Source organism: Amycolatopsis sp. cmx-8-4, from assembly GCF_046548675.1.
Taxonomy (GTDB): domain Bacteria; phylum Actinomycetota; class Actinomycetes; order Mycobacteriales; family Pseudonocardiaceae; genus Amycolatopsis.
This window is the reverse complement of the sequence record NZ_JAEBDZ010000001.1, coordinates 572,836-599,766: the sequence shown is the minus strand read 5'-3', so window position 1 is coordinate 599,766 and position 26,931 is coordinate 572,836. Positions and strand designations below refer to the sequence as shown.

Genomic DNA, 26,931 nt, shown 5'->3' with positions numbered 1-26,931 from the left:
TCGGGGGCTGCTCAGAACGGCGCCAGCGCCGTGACAGCGTCCGGCGCGAGCGAGGTCGTGAGGGTGCCACCCGCGGCCAGCGGCGTGCGGGACCACCACTCACCGGAGGCCGCCGGAAGTTCCTGGCCACCCACTTCCAAGTCGGTGGCCAGGACCCGGCGGCCCGCCAGGTGGGCCAAGCTAGCGTCCAATGTGGAGTCGCCGATCGTCAGCGTCTGGCGCAGCACCGGCGTCACACCCCGCGTGACCTGCTGTGACGTCGTGAGCGTGCCCGGCTTCTCGTTCGCCCGGCCCAGCACCAGCACCTCGCGCGTGTGCAGATAAGCGTCGTCCGCCAGCGACGCCCGGAACACGGCGGTGTGCCGGGCGCGGGCCGTGATGACCGTCGGCTCCGGCAGGTACTCCAGCCGGCCGCCCTCGGCCACCAAAACCTCCACTGTGGACAGTGAGCCCTCGCCGTGCAGGCCCGGCAGCGCCAAGGTGGCCGCGACGCCGGAGAGCCGCAGGGACGCGCCCGGGCCGACGCGGATGGTCAGCCGGAGGTCGTCGCCGCCCAAGGGGGACGTCGCCGAGTTGACCAGGTGGACCACCGCCGTCCGGCCGCCGCCGCGGCGCGGGAACAGCGTCAACGGCGCCATCGAGCGCAGCTCGCGCAGGATCGTGCGCGAGCCGTCGAAGCACGCCGTCAGCCGGGCGTGGGCCTTCACCCGGCGCGGACCGGGAGCAGCGACCGGACCCAGTCCGCCACCGCCGGCGCATCCGGGGTGTCCACAAGGGACTGCGTGATGACCGGTAGCTCGCCGCGCATCCGGTGCGCGTCCGACGTCATCACGTCCATGTCCGCGCCGACCAGGTGCGCGAGGTCGATCTTGTTGATCACCAGCAGATCCGCCGTCGTGACGCCGGGGCCGCCCTTGCGCGGCACCTTGTCGCCGCCCGCGACGTCGACCACGAACACCTGGCTGTCGGCCAGCCCGCGGCTGAACACCGCGGTCAGGTTGTCGCCGCCGCTCTCGATGATCACCAGGTCCAGCCCGGCGAACTTCTCCTCCAGGCGCTCGACGGCGTCGAGGTTCGCGGTGATGTCGTCGCGGATCGCCGTGTGCGGGCACGCGCCGGTCTGCACCGCCTCGATCCGCTCCGGGTCCAACACCCCAGCCCGCCGCAGGAAGTCCGCGTCCTCGGTCGTGTAGATGTCGTTGGTGACGACGGCGAGGTTCACCTCGTCGCCCAGCGCCCGGCACAGCGCCGCGGTCAGCGCCGTCTTGCCCGAGCCGACCGGGCCGCCGATGCCGATCCGGTACGCGCGCCCGGCCGTCGGCGCGGGGTCGTAGTGGTCGGGTTCGGCGGCCGTCGGGTCGAAGTTGACCTCGTGGAAATGCCCGTGACCGTGGCCTTCAGCTGGCAAAGAGACGCACCTCTTCCTGGTGATGCCGGGCGTGCGCCTCGGCGAACAAATCCAACCCGGGTGACCCGGGAGCAGGCAGTGACGCCGGGTCGTCGCCGGCGACAGCGGCCGCGGTCTCGCACACCGACCGCAGGTCGAGCCGCGCGACGACGGCGTTGACGGCGAACGGGTCCAGCCCCAGCAACCGCACCGCCGCGCTGGCGGGCCCGCTGACCGCCAGGTAGGCCACGGCCATCGCGGCGTCGTAGGGCGCGCCGCCCGCGACGCCGACCAGCGCACCCAGCACGATCGGGTGGTGCGGCCGCGGGGTTTCCTTCACCAAGGCGACGAGCACCGGTGACGGCCAGGAGATCCGCCCGGCCCGCGCGGTCCCCCGCCCCTGCGCCCGCGACGCCTCGCGCTGCGCGAGCGACGGCGTCCGCGCGTCCAGCTCGGCGTCCAACCGGGACCAGTGTCCACTCGCGACGGACCGCGCGGCCGCATGGGCCGACGCCGCCGCGAACACCGCCGCCAGGAAGCCCGCCGTCCGCAACCGTCCGGAAAGGAATCCCGGCAGGTCCCTTTCGGACTTGATCAGTTTGCGCGCGACGGCTTCTTCGAGCCCGCCGCTGTGGACGTGCCCGCCGCCGGGAAAGCGCGAGTCCGCGAGGATGAGTGCCGAAAGGTCCATCAGAACAGGAAGTATCGTTGGGCCATCGGCAGTTCCGTCACCGGCTGCGGCTCGATCAGCTCGCCGTCGACGTGCACCGCGAAGCTGTCCGGCTCGACCCGGACGTCCGGCGTGGCGTCGTTGAGCACCATGTCCGCCTTGGTCCGCGCACGCATGTTCGAGACGGCGACCAGCGGCCGCGTGATCCGGAACGTCTCGCGCAGGTTGCTGTCGAGGGCCTCCGGCGCGACGAAGTGCAGGCTGAGCGCGGCGCCGATGTTGGCGCCGAACATCGGGCGCGCCATCACCGGCTGCGGCGTCGGGATGGACGCGTTCGCGTCGCCCATCGCCGCCCACGCCGGGAACCCGCCCTTCAGGACCACGTGCGGCCGGACACCGAAGAACTTCGGCTCCCACAGCACCAGGTCGGCCAGCTTGCCGACCTCGACCGAGCCGATCTCGGTCTCCATGCCGTGCGCGATGGCCGGGTTGATCGTGTACTTGGCGACGTAACGACGGGCGCGCAGGTTGTCGGCCGCGCCGTCGCCGGGCAGCGCGCCACGACGGCGTTTCATCACGTGCGCGGTCTGCCAGGTCCGGATGATCACCTCGCCGATCCGGCCCATCGCCTGCGAGTCCGAGCTCATCATCGAGATGGCGCCGAGGTCGTGCAGGACGTCCTCGGCCGCGATGGTCGTCGGCCGGATCCGGCTCTCGGCGAAGGCGAGGTCCTCGGGCACCGACGGGTTGAGGTGGTGGCAGACGACCAGCATGTCGAGGTGCTCGTCGAGGGTGTTCGCGGTGTGTGGCCGGGTCGGGTTGGTCGACGACGGCAGCACGTTCGGCAGCGAGACGACCTGGATGATGTCCGGCGCGTGCCCGCCGCCGGCGCCTTCGGTGTGGTACGCGTTGATCGAGCGCCCGCCAATGGCGTCCACAGTGGACTCCAGGAAGCCGGCCTCGTTCAAGGTGTCGGTGTGGATGGCCACCTGGACGCCGGACTCGTCGGCCACGGTGAGGCAGGCGTCGATCGCGGCGGGTGTCGTGCCCCAGTCCTCGTGCAGCTTGAACCCGCCCGCGCCGGCCGCCAGCTGCTCGCGCAGCGCCTCGTGCCGGACGGTGTTCCCCTTGCCCAGCAACAGGACGTTGACCGGGTAACCGTCCATAGCGGACAGCATCCGGCCGAGGTTCCACGCGCCGGGTGTCACGGTGGTGGCCTTCGTGCCCTCGTTCGGCCCGGTGCCGCCACCGACCAAAGTGGTCAGTCCGGCGGCCAGCGCGGTGTCGACGAGCTGCGGGCAGATGAAGTGGACGTGGCAGTCGATGCCGCCCGCGGTGAGGATCTTGCCGTTGCCGGACAGCACTTCCGTCGACGGGCCGATGACGAGCGCGGGGTCGACGCCGTCCATCGTGTCCGGGTTGCCCGCCTTGCCGATCCCGACGATCCGGCCGTCGCGGACGCCGACGTCGGCCTTGACGACACCCCAGTGGTCGAGGATGACGGCCCCGGTGATGATCAGGTCCGGCGCGCCCTCGGCGCGCGTCGCCGTCCCCTGGCCCATCGACTCGCGGATCACCTTGCCGCCGCCGAAGAGGACCTCGTCGCCGGAACCGCCGGGGCCCATCGAGCGGTCTTCGGTGACCTCGATCAGGAGGTCGGTGTCGGCGAGCCGGATCCGGTCGCCGGTGGTCGGGCCGAACAGTTCCGCGTAGCGCTCGCGGTCGATCTGCGGCATTTCAGGCAGCTCCTATGCGTTCTCGGCGGGAGGGAGTACCTCGAACGACCCCGAGAATTCGGACCGCAGCCCCGGCACGCGGCGCGCGCCGGCGAGCGGGACGAGATCGACTTCGCGTTCGACGCCCGGTTCGAACCGCACCGACGTGCCGGCCGGGACGTCGAGCCGGTGCCCGCGGGCGGCGTCATGGTCGAACTCGAGGCCCGGGTTCACGGCCGCGAAGTGGTAGTGCGAGCCGACCTGCACGGGCCGGTCGCCGAGGTTGCGCACGAGCAGCCGGACGCGCGCGCGACCCGGGTTCAGCTCGACCGGTTCGGCACCGGGGATGATCTCGCCTGGACGCATCCGGCTCTTCTCTCAAGTGGGGGTCGTGAGTGCGTAACAGTGTTAGAACACTGTTACGCACTCACGACCGGCGGGCGGTCAGACGATCGGGTCGTGCACGGTCACGAGCTTCGTGCCGTCCGGGAAAGTCGCCTCGACCTGCACGGAGTCGACCATCTCCGGCACGCCGTCGAGGACCTGGGCCCGGCCGAGCACGGTCCGGCCGCTGGCGACCAGCTCGCTGACCGTGCGGCCGTCGCGGGCGCCTTCGAGGACGTGGTCGGTGATCAGCGCGACCGCCTCCGGGTAGTTGAGCCGGACCCCGCGGTCCAGCCGCTTCCGCGCGACGTCCGCCGCCACGTGGATCAGCAGCTTGTCGCGCTCCTGGGGGCTGAGGTGCATCAGTCAGGTCTATCACCCGGACCACAGCCGCGCCCGGTTCGGAAACACAGGATTTACCTGGGGTTCGTCACAGTCCGTGGCGAAGAATTCTCCTGCCGGACGGCTTGGGTGACTGAATCGTTCTCGTAATCGTGACCGAAACCACCACATCTTTCGATTGCCCCCCGGCGATCGAGGGAGCAAGGTCTATCCATCCGTGCGATGGTGCGCGCTTTCCGTGCGTATCCCGTCAGCGCGACCAGCCGGGGAAGAAAGCGCACCGAAAGGTTTCGCGAAACAGTGACTACCTCCACGATCAGCAAGCCACAGCCGTCCGGCCAACCCGACGACGGCTTCCGACCGGGTCTGGAAGGCGTCGTCGCCTTCCACACCGAGATCGCCGAACCCGACCGGGACGGCGGTGCCCTGCGTTACCGCGGCGTCGACATCGAAGACCTCGCCGGGAAGGTGACCTTCGGCGACGTGTGGGGCCTTCTCGTGGACGGCCGGTTCGGCCACGGCCTCCCGCCCGCCGAGCCGTTCCCGCTGCCGGTGCACACCGGTGACGTCCGGGTGGACGTCCAGGCCGCGCTGGCCATGCTCGCCCCGATCTGGGGCTACCGCCCGCTGCTCGACATCACCGACGAAGAGGCCCGTGAGCAGCTGGCCCGCGCCTCGGTGATGGCGCTGTCCTACGTCGCGCAGTCGGCCCGCGGCATCGGCCAGCCGGCCGTCCCGCAGACCCGCGTCGACGAGGCCCACTCGATCACCGAGCGTTTCCTCATCCGCTGGCGCGGCGAGCCGGACCCGGCCCACGTCAAGGCCCTCGACGCCTACTGGGTGTCGGCCGCCGAGCACGGCCTCAACGCGTCCACCTTCACCGCCCGCGTCATCGCCTCGACCGGCGCCGATGTCGCGGCGGCCATGTCCGGCGCGATCGGCGCGATGTCCGGCCCGCTGCACGGCGGCGCTCCGGCCCGCGTGCTGCCGATGATCGAAGAGGTCGAACGCACCGGTGACGCCGCCGGCCTGGTCAAGGGCATCCTCGACCGCAAGGAACGGCTGATGGGCTTCGGCCACCGCGTCTACCGCGCGGAGGACCCGCGGGCCCGCGTGCTGCGGCGCACCTGCCAGGAGCTGGGCGCCGAGCGCTACGAGGTCGCCGCGGCGCTGGAGCAGGCCGCGTTGAAGGAGCTGCGCGAGCGCCGTCCGGATCACCCGATCGAGACGAACGTCGAGTTCTGGGCCGCCGTGATCCTGGACTTCGCGCAGGTCCCGCCGCACATGATGCCGTCGATGTTCAGCTCGGCGCGCACCGCCGGCTGGGCCGCGCACATCCTGGAGCAGAAGCGGACCGGCCGCCTGGTGCGGCCGTCGGCCAAGTACATCGGCCCGGCGCCGCGCACCCCGCAGGACGTCGAAGGCTGGGACCTGGTCACCCAGCACTGACCGCCGTTGTCCGTGAAGGACTCCTTACCGGCTCTTATGGCCGGGAAGGAGTCCTTCACGGCTTTGCGGTGACCTCGTGGGCGGCGGTGGCGGCGAGCATCGCGGTGAGCTGGTCGACGAGCCAGCCGTCCAGGGATTCTCGGGGCACGGTGCGTTCCTGGAGCCAGCTCAGCAGGGCGCCTTCGACGACAGCGGTCCAGCAGCGCAGGGTCAGCAGCGTCAGGGGCGACGGCTCCGTGACGCCGAGCGCGTCGAGGATCAGGGCGACCGCGCGGTTGCGGACCGCGTCGACGGCCGCGTTCGTCTCCGACGTCGCGATCACGGAACCACTGCGCAGCAAGGCGATGTAGCCCGCGCGGTAGTTGTCCGCGACGTCGACCAGGCCGCGGACGGCCGCGCGCAGCCGCGCCTCCGGCGGCCCCTCCTCGAGCCCGGCGAGGCCGTCGATCAGCCCGTCGGTGACCGTGCGCAGCGCCTCCACCTGCAGCTCGCGCAGGTTGGGGAAGTACCGGTAGAACAGCGGCCGCGACACCTCGGCCGCCGCGACGATGTCGTCCACCGTGACCAGTTCCGGCGGCCGCGATCCGAACAGGTCGAGCGCGGCGCGGATCAGGTCGTCGCGACGCGCCTGCGGCGACATCCGCCGCGGCCGGCGTTCGGTCAAGGGGTGACGTCCAGCTTCGCCGCCGCTCGCAGCAGCCCCGGCGTCAGTCGCGAAAGGACCAACGCGACCTTCGACTCCGGAGTGGACGGTGCGATGGCGGTGTCCTTTTCCACCGCTCGCAGGATGTCCTTCGCCACGCCCTCCGGGCCGAACCCGCGCCGCGCGTACAACTTCGAGCTTTCCTTCTGCCGCCGCTGTTGCTCCTCGTCGGACACCCCGACGAACCGCGTGGTGCTGGTGATGTTCGTCTTGACGATGCCCGGGCAGACGGCCGTGACGCCGATGTGGTGCTCGGCCAGCTCGGCGCGCAGGCAGACGCTGAGCGTCAGCACGGCGGACTTCGTGGTGGCGTAAGCGGAAAGGATCTTCGACGGCAGGTAGGCCGCGGCGGACGCCAGGTTGACGATCTGCCCGCCTTCGGCGCGCTCTGCGAGCATCGGCGCGAACGCGCGGCAGCCGTGGATGACACCCCAGAGGTTGACGTCGATGACGCGTTCCCAGTCCTCGACCGACGTGTCGAGGAACGGCCCGGACATGCCGATCCCGGCGTTGTTGACCACGATGTCCGGCACGCCGTGCTCGGCCTTGACCTGCTCGGCGAACCGGTGCACGGCGGGGCCGTCACTGGAGTCCACTGTGTACTCAGCGGCGTCGACCCCCTTGTCCTGCAGGAGTTTCACGGTCTCGGCGGCGGCGTGGGGATCGATGTCGGTGATGACGACGTCGGCGCCCTCGTCGGCGAACGCGAGCGCGGTGGCGCGGCCGATGCCGCTGCCCGCGCCGGTGACGACGACCAGCTGGTGGGCGAACCTGCCTTGTTTCGGTCCGACTTTCGCCTTGCGGAGCGCGCGGCTCTCGGCGCCGTTTTCGGTGTACTCGATCAGCTCGGCGGCCGCGTCCGCGATGACCTTCGGCTTGGCGCGGGTCACCCAGTGCGTCCCGACGATCCGGCGGACCCGCAGGTCAGGAACCCATTCGGCGATCTCGGTCTGCAGCGGCGTCGTGACGAAGGCGTCGCCGGTCGGGGCCAGCACCTGCACCGGGACGTCGGCTCCGCGCGGCACCGGACGGCTCAGCCGGGTGAACATGTTCGCGCGGTACAGCTCGAGGCCGTTGACGCCGTCCTTCGTGCTCGGCTTGGCGGCGCCGGGGTCCATCCGGGCGATCTGCGCGGGCATGATGCCGGTGCGCCAGAGCAGCGGCGGGAGGAACGGGAGCTGGAACGCGAGGATGTACCAGGAGTGCAGGAACTGGGCGAGCGCGTTCTTGATTTTCTTCGGCGACGGGCGGGTCAGCTGCGCGCGAAACCACGCGCCGGCGTGGTCGAGGCTCGGCCCGGAGATCGAGGTGTAGGACGCGACGCGCCCGCGCAGTCCCTCGCCGGTGACGGCGTGCCAAGTCTGGATGGAGCCCCAGTCGTGGGCGAGGAGGTGCACCTCGCCGCTCGGCTGGACGGCGTCGACGACGGCTTTGAGGTCATCGGCCAGCTGGTCCAGCCGGTAGGACGAGCGTCCCGACGGCCTGTCCGATCGCCCGGCACCCCGGACGTCGTAGGTGACGACGCGGTGTTTGCCGCGCAGCTCGGCCTTGACCGGGTCCCACATCGAGCTGTTGTCGGGGTAGCCGTGCACGAGCACAACAGTCGGCCCGTCGTCACGGCCGTCGATGTCGACGGAGAGGCGGACACCGTCGCTGGCGGTCACCCACTTGTGAGGCATTTCGTCATGTTAGACAACTTGTCAACAAGGACGCGACTGATCATTCACCCTTGCGGGGGCTACCGGATGGGCGCCGTTCGTGCATTTCCCTTGTATGACAGCGTTTTTGTGGTTCCACGGGAAACCTTGCACGATCTTGCAAGCCGCCGCGCCGGTTGAAGCGCGAGCGGCCCATCGGCACCACGCCCAGGCCCAGGCCAGAGGCCCAAAACCCAACCCGGCTGACGACTCTGTCCACCGATCGGTGGACAGCCGGATTCAGTCGCGCGTTGGGCGGAATCGACACCTCCGACCACCAAGCTGGACCCATGACCACAGCAGTGAGCGTGCGCGGCCTGCGCAAGCAGTACCCCGGTCACCTCGCGGTGGCCGGGCTGGATCTGGACATCGCCCAAGGTGAGGTGTTCTCCCTGCTCGGACCCAACGGTGCCGGGAAGACCACCACCGTCGAGATCCTCGAAGGCCACCGGCAGCGGACCGGTGGCGAGGTGACCGTGCTCGGTGAGGACCCCGGCAAGGCCGGGCGGGACTGGCGCTCGAAGATCGGCATCGTGCTGCAGACCGCGAACGATGCCGCCGAGCTGAGTGTCGCCGAGACCGTGCACCACTTCGCGAAGTACTACCCGAACCCGCGCGATCCGGACGAGGTGATCGAGAAGGTCGGGCTCACCGAGAAGGCCAAGTCGCGGGTCAAGTCGCTTTCCGGCGGGCAACGGCGGCGCGTCGACGTCGCGCTCGGGATCGTCGGGCGGCCCGAGCTGCTCTTCCTCGACGAGCCGACCACCGGGTTCGACCCCGAGGCTCGGCGGCAGTTCTGGGCGCTGATCAGCGACCTCGCCGGCGAAGGCACGACGATCCTGCTCACCACCCACTACCTCGACGAGGCCGAGGCGCTCGCCGATCGCGTCGCGGTGATCGCGCGTGGGGAGATCGTCGCCCAGGACACGCCGCAGAACCTCGGCGGCCGGGCGAGCGCCGAGGCCACCGTGCGGTGGACCGACGAACGCGGCGAGCACACCGAGCGCACGGCGTACCCGACCAAGCTCGTCAACCAGCTCTCCGCGGGCGGCCGCGAGCTGGGGAACCTCACCGTGACCAGGCCCAGCCTGGAGGACATCTACCTGGACCTGATCGGAGACAAGGCATGACCACCGCGCCCGCCACCCGGAGCCCTCGAACCCTCCCCGGCCCGCTCGCGCTCGGCCTGGCCCGCGGCGGCACCGAGCTGCGGCAGTTCTTCCGGCACAAGGAACAGGTGGTCTTCACCTTCTCCCTGCCCGCGGTGCTGATGATCCTGCTCGGCTCCATCCTGGACGGCCCGACCGCGCTGGCCGGCGTCACGTCGGGGCAGCTGCTCGCCGCCGGGATGATCGGGTCCGGCATCGTCTCGACGTCGTTCAACAGCATCGCCACCGGCGTCGCGGCCGACCGGGAGACCGGCGCGCTCAAGCGGCTGCGCGGCACGCCGATGCCCTCGGCGTCCTACTTCATCGGCAAGATGGTGCTGGTCGCGGTGTCCAGCCTGGCCCAGACCGTGCTGATGGTCGCCGTCAGCACGCTGCTGTTCGGGCTGAAGCTGCCGGCCGATCCGGCGAAGTGGCTGACGCTGCTGTGGGTGTTCGTGCTCGGCATCGTGTCCTGCACGCTGCTCGGGATCGCGCTCAGCTCGCTCGCGAAGTCGACCACCGGCGCGGTGGCCGTGGTGCAGATGCTGTACCTGGTGCTGCAGTTCATCTCCGGCGTGTTCGTCACGCCGATCACGAACCTGCCGAAGATCATGGTGGACATCGCGTCGTTCTTCCCGCTCAAATGGATCTGCCAGGGCTTCCGGTCGGTGTTCCTGCCGGACGGCGCGGTGGGAATGGAGATGGCCGGCTCATGGGAACTGCCTCGGGTGGCGCTGGTGCTGGGGATCTGGTGCGTGGCGGGCCTGGTGCTGGCGCGGCTGAGCTTCCGGTGGACCGACGGGAAGTGAACGACGCCTGGGACCGGTTCAACTGGCTCTGGGAGATCCTCTTCGCGGTCACCTACGTCGCCACGACGGTCCTGGTGCTGCTGGACGAGACCGACCCGGTCCGCGGCACCGTCGCCGTCGGGGCGCTCACCGCGCTCGCGCTGACGTACCTGCTCTGGGGCCGCGGGATCGTCCGGAACGACGAGCACGCGCGGCAGCGGTGGGCGTTCGCCGCCGTGGTCCTGGCCCTGGTCGCGACCGCGGTGCTCGCCAACACGACGGCCAGCTTCGTCCTGTTCATGGCGTGCCCGCTGCTGTTCATGACGCTCGAGTTCCGGCCGGCCGCGGTGCTCACCACGGCGGCGATCCTGCTGAGCCCCGCGTCGGCGATCGCCGACAACGGGCTGCGGGGCCCGGAGCTGCACATCCTGCTGCCGATGACCGCGATCCTCATCGTGTTCGGGGTGCTGGCCGGCAAGTTCATCCTGCACGTCATCGAGGAGAGCCGGGCGCGGGCCGACCTGATCGCCAAGCTCGAGGAGAGCCAGGCGGAAGTCGTGCGGCTGTCCCGGGCGGCGGCGACGGCGGCCGAGCGCGAGCGGCTGGCCCGGGAGATCCACGACACCCTCGCGCAGGGCTTCACCAGCATCGTCACCCTCGCGCAGGCCATCGAGTCCGAAGTGGACACCGACCCGGCGGCGGCGCGGCGGCACGCCGAGCTGGCCGCCCGCACCGCGCGGGAGAACCTCGCCGAAGCCCGCACGATGGTCGCCGCGCTCGCGCCGGACGACCTCACGTCGGGCTCCCTCGTCGACGCCGTCCGCCGGCTGACCGACCGGCTCGGCGACGAGACCGGGCTGACCGTCCGGTACGAAGTGGACAGTGACCTGCCCGCGCTGGCCATGGCCGCGGAGGTGGTCCTGCTGCGCGGGGCGCAGGAGGCGCTGAACAACGTCCGGCGGCACGCGACGGCGGCCGCGGTGCTCGTCCGGCTGTCCCTTGTGGACGACGCCGTCCGGCTGGACGTCCGGGACGACGGCGCCGGCTTCGACCCGGACCGCGCCGCCGGGTTCGGGTTGCGGGGCATGAGGTCCCGCGCGGAACAGGTGGGTGGCACGCTGAGCGTCCGCAGTGGCGCCGACGGCACCGAACTGACCCTGGAGGTCCCCGCGTGATCCGCATCATGCTCGTCGACGACCACCCCGTCGTCCGGGAAGGGCTGCGCGGCATGCTCGAAGCCGAGCCGGACCTGACGGTCGTCGGCGAGGCGGGCTCCGGTGACGAGGCGGTCGCGCTCGACCGCGTCGCGCAGCCGGACGTCGTGCTGATGGACCTGCGGATGCCCGGCCTGGACGGCGTCGGCGCGACCAAACGGATCCTGCGCGAGCAGCCCGGGCGCCGGATCGTCGTGCTGACGACGTACGAGACGGACGCGGACATCCTGCGCGCGGTCGAGGCCGGCGCGTCCGGTTACCTGCTGAAGGACGCGTCCCGCACGGAGCTGGCGAACGCGATCCGCGCGGCGTCGCGCGGTGAGACGGTGCTGGCGCCGTCGGTGGCGGGCAAGCTGGTCAACCGGGTCCGCAACCCGGGGCCCCAGTCGCTCTCGGCGCGCGAGGTGGAGGTGCTGCGCCTGGTCGCGAAGGGCGGCACGAACGCCGACATCGGCCGCGCGCTCCACATCAGCGAGGCGACGGTGAAGACGCACCTGCTGCGGACGTTCGGCAAGCTCGGCGTCTCGGACCGCACGGCCGCGGTGACCACGGCGATGGCCCGGAACCTGCTCACCTGAGCGGCGCGCGGCAGAATGCCAGCATGCTTGAGTCGACCGAACACGCACTGCTCCGCCGGATCGCCCACGAGCAGGCGGCCTGCCGGGCTCCGTCGCTGGTCGCCGCCGTGGTACGTGACGGGGAGATCGTCTGGTCCGGCGGGCGGGGGCGCGTCGGGGACGCGGTCCCCGGCACCGACACCCAGTACCGGCTGGGCTCGATCACCAAGACCCTCGTCGCCACCGCCGTCATGCGGCTGCGCGACGAGGGCCTGCTGGACCTCAACGACCCCCTCGAAAACCACCTCCCGGGCACGCCGTTCGGCGCCGCGACCGTGGCCCAGCTGCTCTCCCACACCTCCGGCCTGACCTCCGAATCGCCCGGCCTGTGGTGGGAACGCACCCCCGGCGCCGACTGGGACGCGCTCGTCGGCAGCCTCGCCGAGGGCGCCACCAAGCACCGCCCGGGCGCGAAGTTCCACTACTCGAACGTCGGGTACGGCGTGCTCGGCGAGCTCATCTCACGCCACCGCGGCAAGGACTGGCTGTCCGTTCTCGACGAGGAGATCCTCGGCCCGCTCGGGATGACCCGCACCACCCCGCACCCGGTCGGCGCGCACGCCGACGGCTTCGCCGTGCACCCCTTCGCCGACGTCCTGCTGCCCGAGCCGCACCCGGACGCCGGCGCGATGGCCCCGGCCGGGCAGCTGTGGTCGACGGTCACCGACCTCGGCCGCTGGACGGCGTTCCTCGGCGGTGACGACGGCGGTGTGCTCAGCCCGGACACCCTCGAGCAGATGCGCACGATGGTCACCGTCGACGACAGCGACGTCTGGACGACCGGCTTCGGGCTCGGCCTGATGCTCGTGCGCTACCGCGGCCGCCGGCTGGCCGGGCACACCGGCTCGATGCCCGGCTTCCTCGCCGTCACGCTGGTCGACCCGGCCACCCGGACCGGCGCGCTGGCGCTCACGAACTCGACGTCCGGGGTCGGCATCACCCAGCTCGCGCTGGACCTGATCACCACGACCGAAGAGCTGGAACCGCACCTGCCCGCGGAGTGGCAGCCGTCCACTGTGGACCCGGCGCTGCTGGCGCTGACCGGGCTCTGGCACTGGGGCCCGACGCCGTACCATCTGCGGATCCAGGGTGACGCGCTCCTGCTGGCCCCGGTCGAGGGGGCCGGCCGCGGCTCGCGCTTCCGCCCGGCCGGCGACGACACGTACGTCGGCCTCGACGGCTACTACTCCGGCGAGACGCTGAAGGTGGGCCGGGACGGCGAAGGCGTCGCGACCCACCTCGACCTCGCGACGTTCGTCTTCACGCGCACGCCGTACGACCCGGCCGCGCCGGTGCCGGGCGGCGTCGACGGCTGGCGCTGACCAGAGGCCCCGCTCACACCCCCAGCCGGGTGAGCGGGGCCTTCAGGCCAGCGCGACCGTCCCCGCGGAGAACGCGACGGCGGCCGCGAACCGGGTGGCGATGCGCTTGCCCTCGCCCCAGTCGAACAGGCCGAACTTCAGGTTGGTCAGGACGGTGAGCGTCGACCCGCCCGCGGCCGGCGTGACCGTCGCGGTGACCTCCTGGCCCCAGCTGAAGAGGGTCATCCCGGTGCGGAAGGACACGAAACCACGCTGGCCCTCGTAGTACGGGCCCTGGCCGCCGACGGCGGCGACGCCGGCGGGGAGTGCGTTCCACAGCACCTCGGGCGGCGCGGGGAAGCTGTGCTGCACAGTCGTCATGACGCGGCAAGGTAGCCCCGGTCAGGGCATCCGGTAACCGTGTTTTTACGGTCACGGCAGCGCGTCCCACTGCCCGGAACAGCGCCGATTCCACATTCCGGACACTCCATCCATGCCCCCGCCACCGCCCTCAACGGAGACGCTTCGCGTCACAGTATTGATTCCGAACCGCTTCGACCTGCTCCGTCCCGACCTGAGAGACTGGCCACATGACCGACGCTGAGTTGACCATCCCCGCAGATCTCAAGCCGGCCGACGGCCGCTTCGGCTGCGGACCGTCGAAGGTCCGCGCCGAGCAGCTGAGCGCCCTGGCGGAGTCCGGTTCCACCTACCTCGGTACGTCACACCGGCAGAAGCCGGTCAAGTCGCTCGTCGGACGCGTCCGGGCCGGGCTGTCCGAGCTGTTCTCGCTCCCCGAGGGCTACGAGGTGATCCTCGGCAACGGCGGTACCACGGCGTTCTGGGACGCGGCCGCGTTCGGCCTGGTGCGCGAGCGCTCGCAGCACTTCACCTACGGCGAGTTCTCCTCGAAGTTCGCCTCCGTCACCAAGGGCGCGCCGTTCCTGGCCGACCCGATCGTCGTCAAGGCCGAAGCGGGCAGCGCGCCCGAGATCGCCTACGAGGCCGGGGCCGACCTGGTCGGCTGGGCGCACAACGAGACGTCGACCGGTGTCGCCGTCCCGGTTCGCCGTCCCGAAGGTTCCGACGGCGCGCTGGTCGCGATCGACGCCACCTCCGGCGCCGGCGGCCTGCCCGTCAAGGCCGAGGACTTCGACGTCTACTACTTCGCGCCGCAGAAGTCGTTCGCCGCGGACGGCGGCCTGTGGATCGCGCTGGCCTCGCCCGCCGCGGTCGAGCGGATCGGCGAGATCGGCGGCGGCGACCGCTGGATCCCGGAGTTCCTGTCGCTGACCACCGCGCTGGACAACTCCCGCAAGGACCAGACGTACAACACCCCGGCCGTGGCCACGCTCTTCCTGCTCGCCGAGCAGATCGAGTGGATGAACGGCCAGGGCGGCCTCGAGTGGACGACCGCGCGCACGAAGGACTCGTCGTCGCGGCTCTACGAATGGGCCGAGACGACCAGCTACACGACGCCGTTCGTGAAGGACCCGGACCTGCGCTCGCAGGTCGTCGGCACGGTGGACTTCGCCGACGAGGTCGACGCCGCCGCGGTGGCGAAGGTGCTGCGCGCCAACGGGATCGTCGACACCGAGCCGTACCGCAAGCTGGGCCGCAACCAGCTGCGCGTCGGCCTGTTCCCGGCCATCGACCCGGACGACATCACGAAGCTCACCCAGAGCATCGAGTACGTCGTCGAGCGCCTGGGCAGCTGACCTAGACGTCCGTGAAGGCCTCCTTACCGGCTCTTACAGCCGGTAAGGAGGCCTTCACGGCTTTCAGGCGAGGTGCGGCGAAGGCCGCGAGGACCAGCAGGGCGAGGCCGAAGAGTTCGTAGGACTCCGTCGCCAGCCACCAGCCGGCCGAGGAGGCCGGGCGCGGGGCGAACCACATCGGCCCCCAGATGAACAGCGTCAGGCCGGCCACGACGACCGCGCCGGCCCACCACGTCACCGCGCGGTCGGTGCGCCAGGACCGGACGCCGTAGTACCCGGCCATGACCAGGATCGGCACGCACCACGTCCAGTGGTGCGTCCAGGAGATCGGCGACACCAGCAGCCCGCCGAGCGCGCACGCGGTCAGCCCGAGCACCGGCTCGGCCGCCCGGACGATCACCACCGCGACCACCGCCATCACGGCGAGCGCGGCCAGCAGCCACACCACGTTCCCGGCGGTTTCCGGCAGCCCCAGCCGCGTCACCAGGCCGCGCAGCGACTGGTTGCCGACGTAGTCGACGCCGCCGATGCGCCCCGCGTCGAAGACGAGCTTCGTCCAGTACGTGAAGGACGCCGACGGCCGGATCAGCCACAGCAGCGCGCCCGCCGCCACGAACCCGGCGACCACCCGCGCGGCCGACTTGAAGTCGCGGCGGAACAGGAAGTAGACGACGAACACCGCCGGCGTCAGCTTGATCGCCGCGGCCACGCCGATCAGCAGGCCCTTCGTCCGCCCGCGCTTGCCGGGCAGCAGGACGTCGAGCACCACCAGGACCATGAGCAGCGCGTTGATCTGCCCGAACCCCAGCGTCGAGCGCACCGGCTCGAGCAGCGCGCCGGCCAGCTGCGCCACGATCGCCACGAGCGCCGCCACCGCGCGGCCGTGGACCTTCGAGGCGTCGGTCAGCGAGCCGTTGAGCGTCGCGACGTAGAGGTAGGCGACGACGCCGGTCGCGAGGATCGAGGCGATGCTGACGAGCTTCATCGTCGCCGCGAACGGCAGCAGCGTGCCCGGCAGGAACACCGCGGCCGCGAACGGCGTGTAGGTGAACGGCAGCAGGATCTGGTGCGACGTCGGCACCCAGGCGTCGTACGGCGAGCCCTGCTGGGCCAGCGCCTTCGCGCCACCCAGGTAGACCTCCAGGTCGAGGCCGTCGAACCGCTTCAGCACGAGTACCAGTACCACGGCGGCGATCTCGAGGGCGACCAGCGCCCCCGCCAGCTTCCGCCCGGACCACTGTGACATCCGGGGCTTCGCCCCGGGCTGGGGGCTCCGCCACCCAGAGCCCCCGAACAGCCGCTCTGCCAGTGTCACGCGTCCCCCTCGAGCCCGGTCTTAGACCGGCCGAGATTACCGGGCGCTCAGCAGCAGCCCCGCACCGGCAAGCCCACTGACCTGCTGTTCGCGCTCGCCAGCGGCTGCTTCGCCGCCGTCTCGGCGTCCGCCAGCATCCGGGTCAGGCGTGCCCGGTCGAGCACGCGGCCGGCTGTGACGACGGTGTCGATCCGGCGGACCGCGCGGATGTCGGTGAGCGGGTTCGCGTCGAGCAGCACCACGTCGGCGACCTTGCCGGGGGTGATCGTGCCCGCGGTGGCCGACCGGCCGAGGAACCGCGCGGCGTCGCGCGTCACCGTCTGCAGCGCCTGCCGCGGCGACAGCCCGGCCTGGACCAGGTAGCCGAGCTCGTCGTGCAGGCTGAAGCCCGGGAAGACGTACGGGTTCAGGCAGTCGGTGCCGCCGAGGACGCCCAGCCCGGCGCGGTGCGCGGCGCCGACGAGCCGCAGCTGCGCCTCGAAGTACGCGTTCTGCTGGGCGATCTGCTCGGCCGTGACCGGCGTGAACATCGGGAGCCGGTCGGCCCAGTAGTCGACGATGTCCTGCGAGACGTACTTGAGCCGCGGGTCGTGCGCGTAGGTCTCGGTCGGGCTCGACATCACGCGGTTGACGGTGAACGTCGGGCTCACCCAGTTGTCCAGCGCCTTGAGCTGGGCGAAGTGGCGCTCCGCGGTGGCCGGGTCGTAGGTCTGGGCCGCCTGCCGGTCGAGGTCGCGGGCGAGGTTGAAGAAGTCGCGCTTCGCGTCCGGGTCGAACGGCGTCGCGTCGAGGCGGGCCAGGAACTCGTCCCGGCGCCGGGACGTGGCGATGGACAGGCCGAAGAGGTGCTCGAAGGTGCGCTGCCCGGCCCTCGCGGCCTCGACCTGGCGCAGCCGGTACGGCCAGTGCCCGGCGAACGGCAGGCCGACGCGGCGGCATTCGTCGGCGATCGCCAGGAACACGTCCTTCGGCAGGTAGAAGTAGACCTTGACGAAGTCGGAGCCCTGCTCGACGGCGGTCCGGACGGCCGCGCGCCCCTCTTCGGGGGTCGCCACCTGCGTGATCGGCGGGCCGAGCAGGGTGACCGGGCCGTCGAGGATCGAGCTGGCCAGCACGACCCGGGGGCCGAGCAGCTCGCCGCGCACGATCTTGTCGCGGGTGGCGCGGTTCTCGTCGTAGCCCTGCATCTCGCGGATGCCGGTGACGCCGTTGGCCAGGAACAGCGGCGGCCACATCTTTTCGTAGTCGATGCCGTGGGCGTGCATGTCCCAGAGACCGGGGACCAGGTACCGGCCGCGGCCGTCGACGATCCGCGCGCCGGCGCGGTGCGGCAGCTCGGCCGCCGGGCCGACCCAGGCGATCCGGTCCCCGACCAGCACGACCGCGGAGTTCGGCCGGGCCGGGGCGTCGGTGCCGTCGACGACGGTGGCGCCGAGCACGACGACGACGTCCGTGCCGGCCGCGGCGGCTTCCTGGGCGAAGAGGGCGGGCGCGACGCCCGCGGCGGCGAGCCCCGCGCCGGCCGTCGCCAGCCAGCGGAGGAAATCACGTCTGTTCGCCTCGACGCGCACCACGGCAGCCGCCCCTTCGATCAACGGATTTGATCGATATTCAACGCCGCGAGCCCGGTCGGGGAATCTTCCACCTTGCTCAATTCCGGTGTAGGGCACACGCGAAGGTGCGACCGAAGCGCCACTTTCGTACCAAAAGTGATCCGAAGACACTTTCGGTACGAAAGTGACGGCTCAGGCGAGCGCCCGCGTCGGGGCGAGCCGCGCCGCGCGGACCGCCGGGTACGCCCCGGCGACCGCCCCGACCAAGGCCGCGACGCCGACCCCGCCGGCCAGCGCGCCGACCGGCAGCACGGCCGGCCAGCCCTGGCTCAGCGCGTAGCCCGCGGTCACCAGTACCCCGGTCACGACGCCGGCCAGCCCGCCGAGCCCGGACAGCAGCACCGATTCGGCCAGGAACTGCCCGCGCACCTGGCGTTTCGTGGCCCCGAGCGCGCGGCGCAGGCCGATCTCGCGCCGCCGCTCCAGCACCGAGATGACCATCGTGTTCGCCACCCCGACGCCGCCGACGAGCAGCGCGACCCCGCCGAGGCCGAGGAACAACGCGCTGTAGGTGTTGTCGGTGAGCTTCTGCGCGGCGAGCGCGTCCGACGGGCGGCGGACCTCGACCTCGTTGGGCGCCTGCGGGTTCAGCGTCGCGCCCAGCACCGACCGCACACCGTCCACTTCGGACTCGTTCGCGCGGACGTACACCGTGGACGGGTGGCCGTCGAAGCCGAGGAGCCGCTCCGCGACGTCCCAGCCGACCAGCACCGACCGCTCGATCTCCGGCGCCAGCGGCATCGGCCCGAGGATCCCGATGACGGTGAACCACTGCGTGCCGATCAGTACCTGCGGCGGCCGTGCAGGGTCGACGTGGTCGATGCCGAGCCGCGCGGCGGCCTGCGCATCGAGCACCGTCACCGGGTAGTTCCGGTTGCCCGGGGCCAGGAACGCCCCCGAGCGGACCTTCCCGCCCAGCACCTCGAGCAGGTCCGGCCGCGCCGCGAAGACGCCGAGCCCGGACGTCTCGTCCACCGGGATCTTGTCGCTGCGCCGCACGCTGGCCGACGTCGTCCCGGTGCCGGTCGCGGCGGTCACCGGCGCGATCCGCTTGGCCATCGCGACGGCGTCGTCCGGCAGGGTCGCGTTGGCCCCGAACAACGTCTGCCCCGGCCCGGCGGTGAGCAGGTTGGTGCCGAGCGCGGCCAGCCGGTCGTGCAGGGCCTGCGCGCCGGACGCCGGGATCGCGAGCACCGCCACCATCGCCGCGACGCCGATCGCGATGCCCAGCGCGGAAAGCACCGCGCGCACGGGCCGCGTCCGCATGCCGTGGGCGCCGAGCGCGACGACGTCCGGTGGCTTGAGCCGGGCCGGCTCGGGCAGCTGGACCTCGGGTGGGGCGATCACCGCGCACCCACCAGACCGGTGTCGAGCCGCAGGTGCCCGTCGAGCAGCTCGATCCGCCGCGGCATGCCCGCGGCGATCTCCCGGTCGTGGGTGATCACCACGATCGTCGTGCCGTCGGCGGACAGCTCGCCGAGCAGCGCGAGCACGGCCGCGCCGGTGGCGGTGTCGAGGTTGCCGGTCGGCTCGTCGGCCAGCAGGATCGCCGGGTCGTTGACGACGGCCCTGGCGATCGCGACGCGCTGGCGTTCCCCGCCCGACAGCTCGCCGGGCCGGTGCCACGCCCGGTGTCCCAGCCCGACGCGGTCGAGGGCCTCCCGGGCCCGCGTGCGCCGCTGCCGCCGCGGCACCCCGGCGTAGAGCAGGCCGGTGCACACGTTGTCCACCGCACTCATCCCTTCGTCGAGGAAGAACTGCTGGAACACGAACCCGATCCAGCGCGACCGCAGCGCCGAGACCTTCCGGTCGGACAGCACGGCGACGTCGTGGCCGCGCAGCTCGACGCGGCCGGTGGACGGCCGGTCGAGCGTGCCCATCAGGTGCAGCAGCGTGGACTTCCCGGACCCGGACGGCCCGACGATCGCCACCATCTCGCCGTCTTCCAGGCTCAGCGAGACGCCGTCGAGCGCGGCGACGCCGCCGGGGTAGGCGCGCGTGACCTCGTGCACGCGCAGGACGGGCGTCACGACGTCGTCACCACCCGCATGCCCGCGGTCAGGCCGCTACCGCTGACCTCGACCTTGCCGCCGCTGAACAGTCCCGTTCGCACGGCGACGAGCCGCCGCTTCCCGTTCTCGTCGACCTCGACGGCGTAACCGCCTTCGGCGAGCGCGAGCAGCGCGCCGACCGGCACCGCGAGCACGCCGGAGTGGACGTCCTTGGTGAACCGGACGGTCGCCGGGGCCGAGTCGAGCGTGCCGGCCACGGCCGGGTCGTCCAGCTGGACGGTCACGGTGATCTTGGGCTTGCCGTCGTCCTGGCCCGCCCCGTCCTTGCCCTCGACCGCGGACTTCCCGACGTCGGTGATCGTGCCCTTCGACGTCTTCCCGTTGATCGTCACGGACGCCTTCGCGCCCTGCTGGGCGAGGTCCTGCTTGGCCGCGTCGAGCTTGACCTGCACCGAGCGGACGGTGCCGCTGGTCTTGAGCACCTCGCCCTGGGCCGGCGAGCCGAGCTTGGCCGACACCGCCGACACCCGCAGCTCACCCGCCGCGAGGACGACGTCGCCCTGGCCGAACGCGCCGGTCTGGTCCAGCCCCAGCGCCTTCTGCCACTTCTTCAGCGCGGCCGCCGTCGCCGACGTGAACTTCTTGTCCGGCGTGCCGAAACCGCCGTACCCGCACGCCTTGAGGTTCTCCTCGAGCTGCTTGACGTCGGCGCCGTCGGCCGCGCCCTGGGCGAGGTCGCGGTAGAACGGCAGCGTGCCGTAGAACAGCGGCACCGGCTTGGCGTCGACGCCGTACACCGCCTGGCAGCGGGTGAGGGTCGCGCCGGCGTCGGGCAGCGACGTGACGGTGCCGGGCTTGCGGCCGGCGACCGAGGACTCCTCGCCGTAGCCGAGGGTGCCGTCGGCCTCCTCTTCCTCGGCGAGGTCGGTCTTGGCCACCTCCGCCGTCTCGACGGGCGGTGGAGCGGCCTCCTGCACCGAGGTGGCGGAGGAGACGCGGGTGAGGATCACGGCGGAGCCGGTGCCCACCACCACGACGAGCACGGCCGCGGCGATGAACCAGCGCGCCCGGCCCCGGCGTCGCGGCCGGGATTCGATCGTCTCGGTCATCGGGCCGGTTCCGCGTGCATCGACATGCCGAGCCCGCACGCCTTCGCGGCGGCCTCGAACTTCGACGGGTCGTCGCCCGGGCCACCCATCCGGGTCGCGCCCTTGCCGCTCGGGTCGGGGTCGGGCATGTCGATGCCGTGGTCCCGCATGCACTTGGCGTCCTTGCGCATCTTGTCCAGCTCTTCGGCGCTGGGCGGCTTCATCTCGCCGCCGTTGGGCATGAGGCTCTTGCAGGCGCTCTGCGCCGCGTCGAGCTTCCCCGCGTCCTTGGCGTCACCCCCGAGCGTGACCGCCATCCCGCCGTCGCCGGCCGGCTTCGGGTCGGGCATGTCGACGCCGTGCTCGCGCATGCACTTGGCGAAGTCGCGCATCTTGTCTTCGTCGCTCTTGTTGTCGGCGGCCTTGGCCGGGGCCGACGAAGACGGCCCCGAGATCGAGGCCACCTTCGACGCGTCGTCCGGCTTGGCCCCGCACCCCGCGAGCAGCACCGCGGCGCCGATCGCCGCGATGAGCGTCAGGCGTGTTCGCATCGGCTCGCTCCCTTCTTCCGGTTCGGTGGCAAGGTCTACGGATCGGGGGATTCCGGCGCGCTAAGCGAAGTCGCTTATGCGGGGCTTATGGCCCGCCTGGGCAGACTGGGTGGGTGCGTGTGCTGGTGGTGGAGGACGAGCGGCTGCTCGCCGACTCGGTCGCGGAGGGGCTTCGCCGCTTCGCGATGGCCGTCGACGTCTGTTACGACGGCGAACAGGCCCTGGAGCGGGTCGGGGTGCACGGCTACGACGTCGTCGTCCTCGACCGCGACCTGCCGAAGGTGCACGGCGACGCGGTGTGCGCCGCCGTCGTCGCGGCGGGCGGCGAGGCGCGGGTGCTGATGCTGACCGCCGCCGCCGACGTCACCGACCGGGTCGCCGGGCTGGGCCTGGGCGCCGACGACTACCTGACCAAGCCGTTCGCGTTCGCCGAGCTGGTCGCCCGGGTGCAGGCGCTGTCCCGGCGCGCGCGGCCGGCGTTGCCGCCGGTGCTGCAGCGCGACGGCGTCGTGCTGGACCTGCCGCGGCACCAGGCCGCGCGCGACGGCCGGTTCCTGCAGCTCTCGCCGAAGGAGTTCGCCGTGCTGGAAGTGCTGATGCGGGCCGAGGGCACGGTGGTGAGCGCCGAGGACCTGCTGGACAAGGCGTGGGACGAGCACGCGGACCCGTTCACCAACGCGGTGCGCGTCGCGGTGATGACGTTGCGCCGCAAGCTCGGCGACCCGCCGGTGATCGAGACCGTGCCCGGCGCCGGCTACCGGTTCGGCACCCCGTGAACGCGCTGTCGGTCCGGACCAAGCTGACCGCCTGGTACGGCGGGCTGTTCCTGCTGGCCGGGCTGGTCCTGGTCGTCATCGACTACCTGCTGGTGCAGGGCACGCTGCCCGACCCGGCCCGGTTCGCGACGGCGTCGCTCGGGGCCGCCGACGCGGCGTACGGGATCCCGGACGACACGGTCCAGGCGCCCGCCGGGATGGCCATCCGGCTGGTCAGCGGGTCGCTGGACGAGTACCGCTCCTCGACGCTGTCCACCCTGGTCGTCAACTCGGCGATCGCGCTCGTGGCGACGACCGCGCTCGCCGTCCTGTTCGGCTGGCTGATGGCCGGGCGGGCGCTGCGGCCGCTGCACGACATCACCTCGGCCGCGCGGCGGCTCGAGGCGGGCAAGCTCGACCGGCGGATCAACCTCGAAGGCCCGCCCGACGAGCTGAAGGAGCTGGCCGACACCTTCGACGGCATGCTCGACCGGCTCGCGGAGTCGTTCGACAGCCAGAAGCGGTTCGTCGCGAACGCCTCCCACGAGCTGCGGACGCCGCTGGCCGTGCAGCGGACGTTGATCGAGGTCGCGATGGCGGACCCCGAAGTCGCGCCCGACCTGCGGAAGCTCGGCACGCACCTGCTGCACACCAACGAGCGCAGCGAGCGGATGATCGAGGGCCTGCTGATCCTGGCCCGCAGCGACCGCGGCCTGACCGCGCGCACGCCGGTCCGGCTCGACCAGGTCGTCGCGGCGGTCGTCCGGGCCACCGCGGCCCAGGCGGAGTCGGCGGGCGTCAAGGTGGAGACCCGCTTCCGCCCGCGCACGGTGGCGGGCGACCCGGTGCTGCTGGAGCGGCTGGTGACGAACCTGGTGGTCAACGCGATCACGTACAACACCCGCGGCGGCTGGGTGTACGTCGAGGTCCGCGGCGACCCGGCCCTGGAGGTCCGCAACTCGGGCCCGGTGGTCCCGCCGGAAGCCGTGCCGACGCTCTTCGAGCCGTTCCGCAGGATCAACGGCGCCGAGCGGACGGGCGACACGCGCAACGCGGGGCTCGGGCTCTCGATCGTCCGTTCGGTCGCCCACGCCCACGGCGGCACCGCCGAGGCCCAGCCGGGCAAGCGCGGCGGGCTCACCGTGACCGTCCGGCTGCCGTCCTGAGCGGGGAACCTCGCGACGTCCCACGCGTCCCAGTAGTCACACCAGTCCCAGAAACCACAGGGCCCAGCGGACTGGGCCAGTCGGAGGAGATTTTGCCGGAACACGCCGAGGCGATCCACTCGATCGTGACTTTGCGTGGTCGGCGTGTCACACGATCGCCGCTGACCTGGGCACGGATGATGCGAGAGTCACAAAGTGAACAGTGGTCCTTTGGGTGATGACTCGGCGCGCCTTGCACGTCAAGCCGACGCGCCGTTCTAACGTGGGCACCCACAACGGTGAAGCATCGGGGAAGGCGAACAATGCGCACGCTGCGAGTGGTCGGGTTGCACGAGGACGGTAAGTCCATCGTGTGCGAAGACCCGGCGAGCCGTACGCAATTCCTCCTCCCGGCCGATGAGAGACTGCGCGCGGCGGCGCGGGGTGACATCACCCGCCTCGGCCAGATCGAAATCGAGTTGGAGAGCCAGATGCGGCCACGCGAGATCCAGGCGCGAATCCGCGCCGGCGAGTCAGTCGAACAAGTCGCGAGCGGCTCCGGGATCCCGGAGCAGCGCGTCGAGCGCTACGCCTACCCCGTCCTGCTCGAGCGGTCGCGCACGGCCGAGCTCGCGCAGAGCGCGCACCCGGTCCGCGAAGACGGCCCGGACGTCCAGACGCTCGGCGAGGTCGTCGCGTACGGCTTCGGCGTGCGCGGGCACGACTACTCCCAGGCCACCTGGGACTCCTGGAAGGGCGACGACGGCCGCTGGGTCGTCGTGCTGCGCTGGAAGGCCGGCCGCTCGGACAACCGCGCGCACTGGGCGTTCGCCCCAGGAGCGCACGGCGGCACGGTGACGGCCCTGGACGAGAACGCCGAGGTCCTGCTCGACCCGAACGCCTACCGTCCGCCCCGGACGGTCCGCGCGCTCAACCCGGCCCGCGACGTGGAGTTCCAGCCGACGCTGGACTCGGTGCCGCCGGAGCACGCCGAGCTGCCGGCCGCCGAGCCGGACCCGGACGACGACACCCGCGAGATCCCCCGCGTCCCGGCCGACCCCGAAGAGGAGACGGCCACCGCGGAGGAACCGGCGCGGCCGAAGGTCAAAAAGAATCACCCGATCGTGCCGTCCTGGGAGGACGTGCTGCTCGGGGTCCGCTCGCAGCGCGGTTAGCCCCAAGCGCCCCAATGTGGCGTTGGGTGCATCCAGCGCACCCAACGCCACATTGGGTGCATCCAGCGCACCCAACGCCACATTGGGTGCATCCAACGCACCCAACGCCACATTGGGGCGTCAGTCGACCAGCGCGGCGAGCGACTTCGGCGCGACCAGGCGGTAGGCCTCGCGCACGATCCGGTCGATCTCGGCCCAGTCGACGTCGACGTCCAGCCGCACCCCCAGCCACCCGCGGTGCCCGACGTACGGCGGCCGGAAGAACCGCTCGGGCTCGGTGCGCACCAGCTCCTCCTGCACCCCGGCCGCCGCCGGGCACCAGAAGGCGAGCCGGCCGTCGGCGTGGTGGTGGTTCGCGAAGCTGACGAAGGTCTTCTTACCGCGCACGAACCACGTCGGCTCGCCGTGGCTGTCCCGCTCGGTCGCCTCCGGCAGCGCGAGACACAACTTCCGCAACGCGTCCAGCTGCTCCATCGCGCCAGTATCCCCGGTGTCAGGCGCCGCTGAAGACGATGACCAGCACGCCGACCCACGCGATCAGCACGCCGCCGGCCGCGCCGTAGGCGGCCCAGCGCAGGATCGGGGTGCGGCGGATCAGCCACAGCGACGGCGCGATCCCGGCCGTCACCACCACCGACGCCACCAGGGCGAGCCAGCTGCTGGTCTCGCGCGCCAGCGTCGTCGCCAGCGCCAGCATCGCCACCACGACCACGGCCGCGATGAACGCGGAGACGATCAGCCCGGTGATCCACGGGGTGGGCTCGCCGGGCGGCCCCGGCGGGCCGAGCACCGTCCGGACCAGCTTGCGGCCGGTTTCGGGCTGGCGCGGCGGCGGCTCGACGACGGTGTCGGCGCCGGTCACCGGGTCCACGAACCGCACGGCCGTGCCCATCACCGCGGCCAGCCGGCCGGCCAGCTGACGGCCGCGCTGCGAGACGACGGAGGCCGCCTCCGCACCTGGGTCGGCGGACACGGCGGAGGCCACCCGCGCCCACTCGTGCAGGGCCTGCGCCAGGTCCCCGCCGATCGCGAGCTTGTACGGATCCACCTCGCGCGCCTGGTCGCCACCGGGTCCGGCCAGCACCGCGCGCTCACCGCGGATCCGCAGCTCCATGGGGTCCTTTCGCGCCGACGGGGTCAGCCGAGAATAGAGATCGCCGTCACCTTAGTCACCCGAGACCAGTTCGTAGAACGCCACGGCGGCGGCCGTCGCGATATTGAGGGAGTCGACTCCGGCGGGCATGGGTATCCGGACCGCGTGATCAGCAGCCGCGAGCGCCGTCTCGGTCAGTCCGGGCCCTTCCGCGCCGAACAGCAGGGCGACCGGACCCGGCGCGTGCTCACGCAGCTCGCGCAGCGGGACCGAGCCCGGCCGCGGGGTGAACGCGGCGATGGCGAACCCACGCGCCCGCAGGTCGTGGAGCCCGCCCGGCCAGTCCGTCAGGTACCCGAAGGGGACGCGCAGGACGTGTCCCATGGACACGCGCACGCTGCGCCGGTACAGCGGGTCGGAGCAGCCAGGGCCGAGCAGCACGCCGTCGACGCCGAGCGCGGCCGCGTTGCGGAAGAGCGCGCCGAGGTTTTCGTGGTCCCCCACGCCTTCCAGCACGGCGATCGTGCCGGCCCCGGCCACGACGCCGGAAACCGTCAGCGGCGCGGGCCGGTCGGCGATCGCGAGGATGCCGCGGTTGAGGTGGAAGCCGACGACGTCGGCCATCACCTCGGCCGAAGTGACGTATTGGGGGGCGTCCGTCCCGGCCAGGTCGTCCGCCAGCTCGGCGAACCGCCGTTCGACGCCCAGCAGCGCGCGCACGGGGTACCGGGACGCCAGCAGCCGCGACACCACGACGGTGCCCTCGGCGATCACGAGTCCCTTGCCACCAGGGCGGTCCGGACGCCGGTCCGCAGTGGACAGGTCGCGGAAGTCGTCGAGTCGCGGGTCATCCCGGTCATCGGTGTGGATCACGGCCATCCGCCCAGTCTGTCATCCGCTTGCCGGGTCGCTCGCTGGTCCGAACGTCCACGCCACTCTGGTACGAACGGGTTCAATTTGCTGTCGGTTAACTCCCGGTGACGGAGAGCACCAGTTTGGCCGCTAGCACGGATTCAACCGCTGTGAAACGGTTATCCGCCGGGAACCTGAA

28 protein-coding genes are annotated in these 26,931 nt (G+C 71.8%); 10 read left to right on the top strand and 18 right to left on the bottom strand.

What is annotated here, in order from left to right; translation table 11 throughout:
* Positions 1–11: 11 nt before the first annotated feature.
* From ACLJQZ_RS02945 to ACLJQZ_RS02920, 6 genes are all read right to left on the bottom strand, one after another.
* Entirely contained in the window at positions 12–707 is a 696-nt protein-coding gene (locus ACLJQZ_RS02945) for an urease accessory protein UreD (RefSeq protein ID WP_410618406.1), read from the bottom strand.
* Positions 704–1,408 (bottom strand): urease accessory protein UreG, encoded by a 705-nt coding sequence (gene ureG / locus ACLJQZ_RS02940; RefSeq protein ID WP_247058385.1) that lies wholly within the window; start codon positions 1,406–1,408, stop codon positions 704–706. Before ureG ends, ACLJQZ_RS02945 begins: the two co-directional genes overlap by 4 nt.
* The gene (locus ACLJQZ_RS02935; RefSeq protein WP_410618404.1) at positions 1,398–2,078 is read right to left on the bottom strand and encodes an urease accessory protein UreF; all 681 of its coding nucleotides are present in this window, start codon (positions 2,076–2,078) and stop codon (positions 1,398–1,400) included. Before ACLJQZ_RS02935 ends, ureG begins: the two co-directional genes overlap by 11 nt.
* Positions 2,078–3,793 (bottom strand): urease subunit alpha, encoded by a 1,716-nt coding sequence (locus tag ACLJQZ_RS02930; protein WP_410618403.1) that lies wholly within the window; start codon positions 3,791–3,793, stop codon positions 2,078–2,080. Before ACLJQZ_RS02930 ends, ACLJQZ_RS02935 begins: the two co-directional genes overlap by 1 nt.
* Before the next feature lie 12 nt (positions 3,794–3,805).
* Positions 3,806–4,138 carry an urease subunit beta gene (locus ACLJQZ_RS02925; RefSeq protein WP_410618402.1) on the bottom strand — a complete coding sequence of 111 codons (333 nt, stop codon included), beginning with the start codon at positions 4,136–4,138 and terminating at the stop codon, positions 3,806–3,808.
* A gap of 78 nt (positions 4,139–4,216) precedes the next feature.
* Entirely contained in the window at positions 4,217–4,519 is a 303-nt protein-coding gene (locus ACLJQZ_RS02920; RefSeq protein WP_328448361.1) for an urease subunit gamma, read from the bottom strand.
* Positions 4,520–4,798: 279 nt separating this feature from the next.
* On the opposite strand from ACLJQZ_RS02920, the gene ACLJQZ_RS02915 reads away from it, so the two are divergent.
* The gene (locus ACLJQZ_RS02915; RefSeq protein WP_410618401.1) at positions 4,799–5,947 is read left to right on the top strand and encodes a citrate synthase 2; all 1,149 of its coding nucleotides are present in this window, start codon (positions 4,799–4,801) and stop codon (positions 5,945–5,947) included.
* A gap of 55 nt (positions 5,948–6,002) precedes the next feature.
* On the opposite strand, the gene ACLJQZ_RS02910 is transcribed toward ACLJQZ_RS02915, so the two are convergent.
* On the bottom strand, positions 6,003–6,587 hold the full coding sequence (locus ACLJQZ_RS02910) for a TetR/AcrR family transcriptional regulator (RefSeq protein WP_410618590.1): 585 nt from the start codon (positions 6,585–6,587) through the stop codon (positions 6,003–6,005).
* A gap of 20 nt (positions 6,588–6,607) precedes the next feature.
* Positions 6,608–8,314 (bottom strand): SDR family oxidoreductase, encoded by a 1,707-nt coding sequence (locus tag ACLJQZ_RS02905; RefSeq protein WP_410618589.1) that lies wholly within the window; start codon positions 8,312–8,314, stop codon positions 6,608–6,610.
* A 323-nt stretch (positions 8,315–8,637) separates the two neighbouring features.
* On the opposite strand from ACLJQZ_RS02905, the gene ACLJQZ_RS02900 reads away from it, so the two are divergent.
* From ACLJQZ_RS02900 to ACLJQZ_RS02880, 5 genes are read left to right on the top strand one after another with little or no spacing between them, the layout of a single operon-like run.
* Positions 8,638–9,477 (top strand): ABC transporter ATP-binding protein, encoded by an 840-nt coding sequence (locus ACLJQZ_RS02900; RefSeq protein ID WP_410618400.1) that lies wholly within the window; start codon positions 8,638–8,640, stop codon positions 9,475–9,477.
* Complete coding sequence (locus tag ACLJQZ_RS02895) at positions 9,474–10,304, top strand: ABC transporter permease (protein ID WP_410618399.1); 831 nt, start codon at positions 9,474–9,476, stop codon at positions 10,302–10,304. Before ACLJQZ_RS02900 ends, ACLJQZ_RS02895 begins: the two co-directional genes overlap by 4 nt.
* Positions 10,301–11,458 carry a sensor histidine kinase gene (locus ACLJQZ_RS02890; RefSeq protein ID WP_410618398.1) on the top strand — a complete coding sequence of 386 codons (1,158 nt, stop codon included), beginning with the start codon at positions 10,301–10,303 and terminating at the stop codon, positions 11,456–11,458. The genes ACLJQZ_RS02895 and ACLJQZ_RS02890 overlap by 4 nt, the downstream gene beginning before the upstream one ends.
* Positions 11,455–12,075, top strand: coding sequence for a response regulator transcription factor (locus tag ACLJQZ_RS02885; protein ID WP_326944672.1), 621 nt, complete (start codon positions 11,455–11,457; stop codon positions 12,073–12,075). The genes ACLJQZ_RS02890 and ACLJQZ_RS02885 overlap by 4 nt, the downstream gene beginning before the upstream one ends.
* A gap of 23 nt (positions 12,076–12,098) precedes the next feature.
* Positions 12,099–13,436, top strand: coding sequence for a serine hydrolase domain-containing protein (locus ACLJQZ_RS02880; protein WP_410618397.1), 1,338 nt, complete (start codon positions 12,099–12,101; stop codon positions 13,434–13,436).
* A gap of 42 nt (positions 13,437–13,478) precedes the next feature.
* Here ACLJQZ_RS02880 and ACLJQZ_RS02875 read toward each other — a convergent pair whose 3' ends face one another.
* The gene (locus tag ACLJQZ_RS02875; RefSeq protein ID WP_326957339.1) at positions 13,479–13,796 is read right to left on the bottom strand and encodes a hypothetical protein; all 318 of its coding nucleotides are present in this window, start codon (positions 13,794–13,796) and stop codon (positions 13,479–13,481) included.
* A gap of 209 nt (positions 13,797–14,005) precedes the next feature.
* Between ACLJQZ_RS02875 and serC the strand changes: the two genes are divergently transcribed.
* On the top strand, positions 14,006–15,133 hold the full coding sequence (gene serC, locus ACLJQZ_RS02870) for a phosphoserine transaminase (RefSeq protein WP_410618396.1): 1,128 nt from the start codon (positions 14,006–14,008) through the stop codon (positions 15,131–15,133).
* Position 15,134: 1 nt separating this feature from the next.
* Here the strand turns inward: serC and ACLJQZ_RS02865 are convergent, their stop codons facing one another.
* The 6 genes from ACLJQZ_RS02865 to ACLJQZ_RS02840 all read right to left on the bottom strand — a co-directional run bounded on the left by ACLJQZ_RS02865 (position 15,135) and on the right by ACLJQZ_RS02840 (position 21,712).
* Positions 15,135–16,379, bottom strand: coding sequence for a glycosyltransferase 87 family protein (locus ACLJQZ_RS02865; RefSeq protein WP_410618395.1), 1,245 nt, complete (start codon positions 16,377–16,379; stop codon positions 15,135–15,137).
* A gap of 116 nt (positions 16,380–16,495) precedes the next feature.
* Positions 16,496–18,022: an amidohydrolase family protein gene (locus tag ACLJQZ_RS02860; RefSeq protein ID WP_410618394.1), complete on the bottom strand. Its 1,527-nt coding sequence runs from the start codon at positions 18,020–18,022 to the stop codon at positions 16,496–16,498.
* Positions 18,023–18,193: 171 nt separating this feature from the next.
* Complete coding sequence (locus tag ACLJQZ_RS02855) at positions 18,194–19,327, bottom strand: ABC transporter permease (protein ID WP_410618588.1); 1,134 nt, start codon at positions 19,325–19,327, stop codon at positions 18,194–18,196.
* A 77-nt stretch (positions 19,328–19,404) separates the two neighbouring features.
* Positions 19,405–20,091 (bottom strand): ABC transporter ATP-binding protein, encoded by a 687-nt coding sequence (locus ACLJQZ_RS02850; protein ID WP_410618393.1) that lies wholly within the window; start codon positions 20,089–20,091, stop codon positions 19,405–19,407.
* Positions 20,088–21,182 (bottom strand): peptidoglycan-binding protein, encoded by a 1,095-nt coding sequence (locus ACLJQZ_RS02845; RefSeq protein ID WP_410618392.1) that lies wholly within the window; start codon positions 21,180–21,182, stop codon positions 20,088–20,090. The genes ACLJQZ_RS02850 and ACLJQZ_RS02845 overlap by 4 nt, the downstream gene beginning before the upstream one ends.
* Positions 21,179–21,712 (bottom strand): hypothetical protein, encoded by a 534-nt coding sequence (locus ACLJQZ_RS02840; protein ID WP_410618391.1) that lies wholly within the window; start codon positions 21,710–21,712, stop codon positions 21,179–21,181. Before ACLJQZ_RS02840 ends, ACLJQZ_RS02845 begins: the two co-directional genes overlap by 4 nt.
* A gap of 113 nt (positions 21,713–21,825) precedes the next feature.
* Between ACLJQZ_RS02840 and ACLJQZ_RS02835 the strand changes: the two genes are divergently transcribed.
* From ACLJQZ_RS02835 to sepH, 3 genes are all read left to right on the top strand, one after another.
* Entirely contained in the window at positions 21,826–22,488 is a 663-nt protein-coding gene (locus ACLJQZ_RS02835) for a response regulator transcription factor (RefSeq protein WP_410618389.1), read from the top strand.
* Positions 22,485–23,633 (top strand): ATP-binding protein, encoded by a 1,149-nt coding sequence (locus ACLJQZ_RS02830; RefSeq protein WP_410618388.1) that lies wholly within the window; start codon positions 22,485–22,487, stop codon positions 23,631–23,633. The genes ACLJQZ_RS02835 and ACLJQZ_RS02830 overlap by 4 nt, the downstream gene beginning before the upstream one ends.
* A 302-nt stretch (positions 23,634–23,935) precedes the next feature.
* Positions 23,936–24,787 (top strand): septation protein SepH, encoded by an 852-nt coding sequence (gene sepH, locus ACLJQZ_RS02825; RefSeq protein ID WP_410618387.1) that lies wholly within the window; start codon positions 23,936–23,938, stop codon positions 24,785–24,787.
* Positions 24,788–24,907: 120 nt separating this feature from the next.
* Here sepH and ACLJQZ_RS02820 read toward each other — a convergent pair whose 3' ends face one another.
* Genes ACLJQZ_RS02820 through ACLJQZ_RS02810 form a run of 3 tightly spaced genes read right to left on the bottom strand, consistent with a single transcriptional unit; the run spans position 24,908 to position 26,759 of the window.
* Positions 24,908–25,261: an MmcQ/YjbR family DNA-binding protein gene (locus tag ACLJQZ_RS02820; protein ID WP_410618386.1), complete on the bottom strand. Its 354-nt coding sequence runs from the start codon at positions 25,259–25,261 to the stop codon at positions 24,908–24,910.
* A gap of 19 nt (positions 25,262–25,280) precedes the next feature.
* Positions 25,281–25,901, bottom strand: a complete 621-nt coding sequence (locus tag ACLJQZ_RS02815; protein WP_410618385.1) for a DUF2537 domain-containing protein — start codon at positions 25,899–25,901, stop codon at positions 25,281–25,283.
* A 51-nt stretch (positions 25,902–25,952) separates the two neighbouring features.
* Positions 25,953–26,759 carry a TrmH family RNA methyltransferase gene (locus ACLJQZ_RS02810; RefSeq protein ID WP_410618384.1) on the bottom strand — a complete coding sequence of 269 codons (807 nt, stop codon included), beginning with the start codon at positions 26,757–26,759 and terminating at the stop codon, positions 25,953–25,955.
* Positions 26,760–26,931: the final 172 nt, after the last annotated feature.